The sequence below is a fragment of the Flavobacterium erciyesense genome, from assembly GCF_018069925.1.
Taxonomy (GTDB): domain Bacteria; phylum Bacteroidota; class Bacteroidia; order Flavobacteriales; family Flavobacteriaceae; genus Flavobacterium; species Flavobacterium erciyesense.
In genome coordinates, this window is the sequence record NZ_JAGPXB010000026.1 from 1 (window position 1) to 6,375 (window position 6,375).

The following is a 6,375-nucleotide window of genomic DNA, read 5'->3' on the forward strand; positions in this document are numbered from 1 at the left end:
GCAGAAACTGAAAAGCAGAAACTGAAAAGTGAAAAGTGAAAACTGAAAACTGAAAAGTAAAAAGTAGAAACTGAGAAGCAGAAACTGAAAAGCAGAAACTGAAAAGCAGAAACCGAAAAGTGGAATTTGAAAAGTGGAATTTGAAAAGTGGAATTTGAAAAGTGGAATCTGAAAAGTGGAATCTGAAAAGTGGAATCTGAAAAGTGGAATCTGAAAAGTGGAATCTGAAAAATGAAACTTGAAATCAGAAACCGAAAAGTGCCAACTGAAAAACGAAACTTGAAACAGAATCTGAAAAGCAGAATCTGAAAAATGGAAACCTGAAAATTGGTCAAGAAAAAAATTTAAGCGGCATATAACAGCCGTCTCAAGCCATTGCGAATTTTCTCCTAAATTGACGCTTTCGTTTCGCAAGTTTATTTATCTTAGCCGAAACTAATCGGTCCCGAAGTTCGCAACAGCGTGAGGCGGCGGGACGTTGTGCGACAGCAATGAAAAGCAGAATGTGAAAAGTAAATTTGTTGAAAAATGAAACATAATAAAGAAATAAATTCTGAGGGTTTTGCGATTATTGACAAAGTTTATTCCGAAAATGAAATAGAAAAAATCATTTCAGAAATAGAAAAAGTTACCGAAAACGAAACCGAAAATTCTACTTTTAGAAAATCCGAAGATTTATTTGCAATTCGACAATTTCACAAAGAAATTCCAGAAACGCTAAACTATATTTTCAACCAAAATTTGAGAGAAATCATAAAATCGAACTTTGGAGAAAATTATTTCATAACAAAATCAATTTATTTCGACAAGCCAGAAAAATCAAATTGGTTTGTGGCTTATCACCAAGATTTAACAATTTCGGTAGACAAAAAAATGGAAATTAAGAATTTCGAGAATTGGACAACTAAACAAAATCAATTTGCCGTTCAACCGCCAAAAGAAATTTTGGAACAAAATTTCACAATAAGAATTCATCTTGACAAAACGACAAAAGAAAACGGAGCATTGAAAGTTTTGAATAAATCGCATAAAAAAGGAATAATCAGAACGGAAAACATTGAACTTGAAAACGAAATGGAAACTATATGTGAAGTTGAAAAAGGTGGAATAATGATTATGAAACCTTTACTTTTTCACGCTTCAAATAAAACAACTAATTATGAAAGACGAAGAGTAATCCATATTGAATTTAGCAACCAAAACTTGCCGAACGAATTAGAATGGAGCGAGAGAATAAATTTTAACCTGAACTAAATTGTTATAATTTTGCCGATCGCACAACAGCAGTTACACAAGATGCAAGGATTTAGTGGAATTACCGTTTCGCATTGAACTTTTATCTTAATTAGAAAATATGCAGTCACGAAGCCTTGCACCTCGTGTAGCTGCGGAACGTTACTGGCAAGTTTAAAAAAACCGAAAATCACAAAAGAATATTAATGACTAATCGACCTTATTTAAATTTATTTATAAGCTTAACAATATTGATGATAGGATATTATTCAGCAACAGAAATCACCACATATTGGGAAAATAAAATTGTAAATATTACTTCTATAATTTTGGCAAGTTTATTTTTAACAGGCTTTAGTTTTAAAAACTTACCGAATAAAGCTGATTTAGAAATTTGTTATAAATATTTGTATCCAATCTCAATTGGAATTATTGGTTTATGCTTGCTGAATTATTTCATTCCTGCATTGGTCTACAAATTAATGAATTGGAATTTTAATAACGACACCTTAAAATCAATCACAAATTTACCGAGATTTTTAATTATGATGGTTTTGAGTGTATTCTTGGAGGAATTATATTACCGAAGAATAATTGCCCAAAAAATATTAAATGAAAAAGGTTTTACAAAATCAATTTGGTTGTCGGCATTAGCTTTTAGTATTGGTCATTTCTTTTCAAACACAGGTTTACTAAGTGCTTTTTTAGGAGGTTTAGTTTTAGGATATATTTATCTGAAAACAAAGAGTTTAATTTTAAGTTTTACTGCTCACTTAATTTATAATTATACAACATTTTTTGGTGCGTCAAAATTTAATGAAAATGCTAATTTGTGGAACTCATATCTAATAATTACTTTCATTATCTTGATTGGACTTTTAATGATCGCTAAAATGTTTTATATCATAAAAAAGTGGGAATCGAAATTAGAAGCTTAAAAACCAGCCAGTAACAGCCGTTTGGCGTGATTGGGGTTTTAGGCTGAATTTAAAGATGGTTTTGTATTTGAAAAATTTGTGTTTAACCGAAAAATCTCGCATCTTTATTCCCCAACCACGCCAAGCGGCGAGACGTTGTGAGCAATACTCAAGAAACATCAGTAAATGAAGAAACTAATCCTATTTGCCTTATTAATATCTCTGAAAGTTTTTGCAACTGAGCAAATTCCAGACATCTTGATATATAACGGAAAAAAGTATGAATGGAGAAGTTTTAATCCTGGACGAGATTATATAAAAAAGTTTAATTTTAAAGTGCCAGAGGACGCGATTGAGACAACTGCAAATTATGGCTTTTATACTTTTACATATACAATCGAAAACGACTCATTATATCTAACAGACATTACAATCTTAGTTGAGAAAGAAAGAGGTTTAGATTCAAGGTCTGTATTTAAAGAATTTTTCAAAGACAAAGAAAAAATCGTTATGGAATACACTAAAATACAAACATTCCCATATGGAAAGCAGATTGAAGTAACAAAATCGAATTGGACTGATATTCATTTTACAAATTATCTAGTATTTGAATTTAAGAATGGAAGAGTCGAAAAAAATTATGACTTAAACTATCAAAGGTTTTTAAAACTGAAGAAAAATCTATTCTTGAAGTTTAAGCAGACAGAAGAATATACTAAATCAAAAGTAACTGAAATAGAAAATCTAGAGAATTTCAATGACTTTAGACCCGAAAAGTTCTCAATGGAAGACTATTTAGAGTTTAAAATTTTGGGATTAATTAATACGCTTAAAGAATAAAGTACTGCTCACAACAGCCGTTTCTCGCAATTGCGAATTTTGTGGTAAATTCACGTTCACGTTTCGCAAGAAATATTATCTTAGTGGAAAATAATTCGTTCCGAAGTTCGCAACTGACGAGAAGCGGCGGAACGTTATAGGGCAGTTGCGAATTTACGCAGACGTTAAGAATTAGAAATAAATTAATCTTCCGCTAGAGTTTTTGAAAGTAGAAACTTGAAAAACAGAATCTGAAAAGCAGAATCTGAAAAGCAGAATCTGAAAAGCAGAATCTGAAAAGCAGAATCTGAAAAGCAGAAACTTGAAAGTGGAAACCGAAAAGCGAAACTTGAAAGCAGAAACTTGAAAGTGGAAACCGAAAAGCGAAACGTGAAAAGCAGAATCTGAAAAGCAGAATCTGAAAAGCAGAATCTGAAAAGCAGAATCTGAAAAGCAGAATTTGAAAATCAGAAACTTGAAAAGTAGAATCTGAAAAACGAAACTTGAAAGTGGAAACCGAAAAGCGAAACTTGAAAGGCAAAATCTGAAAAATAGAAACTTTAAAATATTCAACCGCCCTATAACAGCCGTCTCAAGCCATTGCGAATTTTCTCCTAAATTGACGCTTTCGTTCCGCAAGTTTATTTATATTTGGTGGAAAATAATCGGGTCCGAAGTTCGCAACGGCATGAGGCGGCGGGACGTTAGCAGTAACCAATGAAAAAAGAAACCTACCGAATCCTTAATTGAAAAATGGAAATAGAAACTAATAAACTCGAAAATACTTCTGAACAAAATGGAATACCGCAATTTTATACCAAAAAAGCAATTTTTGGTTTTTGTATTTTTTTTAGCTCGATTTTTGGCGGAATTCTTCTCATGCAAAATTTGAAAGAAATCGGAATGGAAAAAGAAGCTAAAAAAATTTTAAAAACTTCTATAATTCTTACTATTATACCATTTTTTATAGCTTGGCTAATGGAAAAAGAAGTTTCTACATATACACTTTTGACTAATATAATTGGTGGATTAGTACTTTCTGAATTTTATTTTGGATTATATATTTCAAAAGAACAAATCTTTGAAAAGAAGAAAATATGGAAACCTTTACTAATTTCATTACTTATTACAATTCCACTAATAGCTTCTGCAATTTATTTTGCCGAAAACAATTTGTAAAAAAAATAAATTTGGCTACTGCTAACAGGCGTTTGGCAAGATTGCGAATTTTGTTGTAAGTTCACGTTTATTTCTCGCAAGAAATTTTATCTTTAACAGAAAATAATCGGTTCCGAAGTTCGCAACCTCGCCAAGCGCCGGAACGTTACCACTCATTTTAAGAAAAAAAGAATGAAATTTGAATTAAACAATCACCAAAGAAAATATTTAGGTCTTGAAATTGTTCCTGATCATTGGGAAAAAGTAGAAATCACTAAAGAAATATTCGTCTACTTTGATGGCAATACAATTCGAAAAAAAATCAGTGTGGGTGAATATTCCTATCAAGAAATAAAATTAGAAGAAGATACTCAAAATCGTACAATATTATTACCGAAAACAAGCAGAGGAAAAGAGAAAAAATTAAACTTCTCTTCTCTAGAAGCTAGAAACGGAATTGGTATGTATTTTAGTTTCAATATTGGAGGAATTATTATTGGAAATCACTCAACAGAGAAAACTTATTATTCTACAAGTTTTGAAAATATTAAATTTGAGAGTATTAAGGATTTACCTCTTTGGTTAGACAATTATATATCAAATACAACCGAAAGTGATTTAAACGATTTGCAAAAAATAGCAACCGAAAAAAGAAAACGAATAGATTTAAAAGAAGGGGATTTTTTTATTTACAAAGTTGATAGAAAAAGCTACGGATACGGTCGTTTAATTTGTGATGTTAGAAAAATACGAAAAAATCCAGATTTTAAAAAAGACAAAAATTATGGACTTTCTCATTTAATGACACAACCTTTAGTTATTAAAATATATCACTTAATAGACGAGACAAAGGACAAAGATTTAAGTTGCTTAAAATCATTGAAAAGTTTCCCATCCCAATATATAATGGATAATTTACTTTATTATGGAGATTTTGAGGTAATCGGAAACTTACCTTTAGAAGATTGGGAAATTGATTTTCCTGTTTCTTATGCCAGAAGTATTTCATATGGCGATTTTGATACCGTTTATTTACAGTATGGCGAAATATATAAAGAAACCCAAAGAGACAAATTTTATAAATACATAGAAATACCTAATCCGAATTCAAAAACAGATTGGGATAAATTAAAATTCAATCCCTACAGAAACGAATCAATTGGATTTGGACTCGATATTAATAAGCAGACTTTACTCCAAGCAATTTCAGAAAATTCAAATCAATCATATTGGAATGAAGAATTTTATGGTCGTGATACTGATTTAAGAAATCCAATGAATATGGAAATTAAAAAAGAAATATTTGATTTTTTTCAACTTGATTCAAGTAAATCGTATTCAGAAAACCTATAAAAAAAACGAGTGGTAACACACGCTACAAGCAATTTGGGGATTAGGATTAATGGAAAAATTGGTTTGTATTTGGAAGATTTGGCAAATCCGAAAAATGGGCTTAATTTAGTCCCAAACTGCTTGTAGCGCGGGGACGTTATGTGACATTTTTAAACCCTACTAAATGAGAAAATTATTTATTTTATTGATGTTCACAATTTCTTTGACAAGTTGTAAAGATGATTACGAACAAGAAGAATTGAAAGCTATCCAAGATGTGGCAAACGACTATTTGAAAACAAACGATATATTATTAAATCCAACAAAATTTTTCGAAGATCAAGTTATAACAAAACCGAATATTGACACATTGGACATTAAAGTTTATTTCTCAGACGCTTTACTTCCCATTTCTCAAGTAAAAGAAGATAACGAATGGATGTTTAAAGATAACCATTTCAAAAAAGCATCAGATTCAGTCTCTTTTTTCAACATAGTAAATTCACAAAAATTTAAAGAATTAAAATTTAGAGAGTTTGCAAAATCAAAACTGAAATTAGAAAAACCATATTCACAGTTTATGTCAAGTCAAACCGAATTTACCGCAGATGAAGAATACAGAGTTTTGAATTTTTCCCGAGTTTGCTTTGATGATAAAAGAGAAAATGGAATTGTTGTGATTGAATATTTGGTTGGTTATGAAAGTGGAACACAAAGCGGCTATCACAATTCTTTGCTAATTAAAAAGCGAAATGGAAAATGGACTTATGTTCGTCGTAAATAAAAAAACGTCACATAACAGCCGTTTCTCGCAATTGCGAATTTTGTGGTAAGTTCACGTTTACGTTTCGCAAGTTTATTTATATTTGGTGGAAAATAATCGGGTCCGAAGTTCGCAACGGCATGAGGCGGCGGA

The 6,375-nt window shown here is 30.9% G+C and carries 6 protein-coding genes; all 6 read left to right on the plus strand.

Annotated features, from left to right (window positions below; all coding sequences use genetic code 11):
• The first annotated feature begins 528 nt into the window (after positions 1-528).
• Positions 529-1,254, plus strand: coding sequence for a phytanoyl-CoA dioxygenase family protein (locus KBJ98_RS15045; protein WP_210791896.1), 726 nt, complete (start codon positions 529-531; stop codon positions 1,252-1,254).
• A 233-nt stretch (positions 1,255-1,487) separates the two neighbouring features.
• A complete protein-coding gene (locus tag KBJ98_RS15050) occupies positions 1,488-2,171 on the plus strand; it encodes a CPBP family intramembrane glutamic endopeptidase (RefSeq protein ID WP_210791898.1) in 684 nt (227 codons plus the stop codon).
• 165 nt (positions 2,172-2,336) lie between these two features.
• The gene (locus KBJ98_RS15055; protein ID WP_210791899.1) at positions 2,337-2,990 is read left to right on the plus strand and encodes a hypothetical protein; all 654 of its coding nucleotides are present in this window, start codon (positions 2,337-2,339) and stop codon (positions 2,988-2,990) included.
• Positions 2,991-3,872: 882 nt separating this feature from the next.
• A complete protein-coding gene (locus KBJ98_RS15060) occupies positions 3,873-4,148 on the plus strand; it encodes a hypothetical protein (RefSeq protein WP_210791900.1) in 276 nt (91 codons plus the stop codon).
• 171 nt (positions 4,149-4,319) lie between these two features.
• Positions 4,320-5,480, plus strand: a complete 1,161-nt coding sequence (locus KBJ98_RS15065) for an immunity 26/phosphotriesterase HocA family protein (protein WP_210791901.1) — start codon at positions 4,320-4,322, stop codon at positions 5,478-5,480.
• A gap of 163 nt (positions 5,481-5,643) precedes the next feature.
• The gene (locus tag KBJ98_RS15070; RefSeq protein ID WP_210791902.1) at positions 5,644-6,243 is read left to right on the plus strand and encodes a hypothetical protein; all 600 of its coding nucleotides are present in this window, start codon (positions 5,644-5,646) and stop codon (positions 6,241-6,243) included.
• Positions 6,244-6,375 lie beyond the last annotated feature (132 nt).

What these genes read in the sequence shown, in the direction of transcription:
- KBJ98_RS15045 (WP_210791896.1), top strand. Translation starts at nt 529, where the DNA reads ATGAAACATAATAAAGAAATAAATTCTGAGGGTTTTGCGATTATTGAC.
- KBJ98_RS15050 (WP_210791898.1), top strand. Translation starts at nt 1,488, where the DNA reads ATGATAGGATATTATTCAGCAACAGAAATCACCACATATTGGGAAAAT.
- KBJ98_RS15055 (WP_210791899.1), top strand. Translation starts at nt 2,337, where the DNA reads ATGAAGAAACTAATCCTATTTGCCTTATTAATATCTCTGAAAGTTTTT.
- KBJ98_RS15060 (WP_210791900.1), top strand. Translation starts at nt 3,873, where the DNA reads ATGGAAAAAGAAGCTAAAAAAATTTTAAAAACTTCTATAATTCTTACT.
- KBJ98_RS15065 (WP_210791901.1), top strand. Translation starts at nt 4,320, where the DNA reads ATGAAATTTGAATTAAACAATCACCAAAGAAAATATTTAGGTCTTGAA.
- KBJ98_RS15070 (WP_210791902.1), top strand. Translation starts at nt 5,644, where the DNA reads ATGAGAAAATTATTTATTTTATTGATGTTCACAATTTCTTTGACAAGT.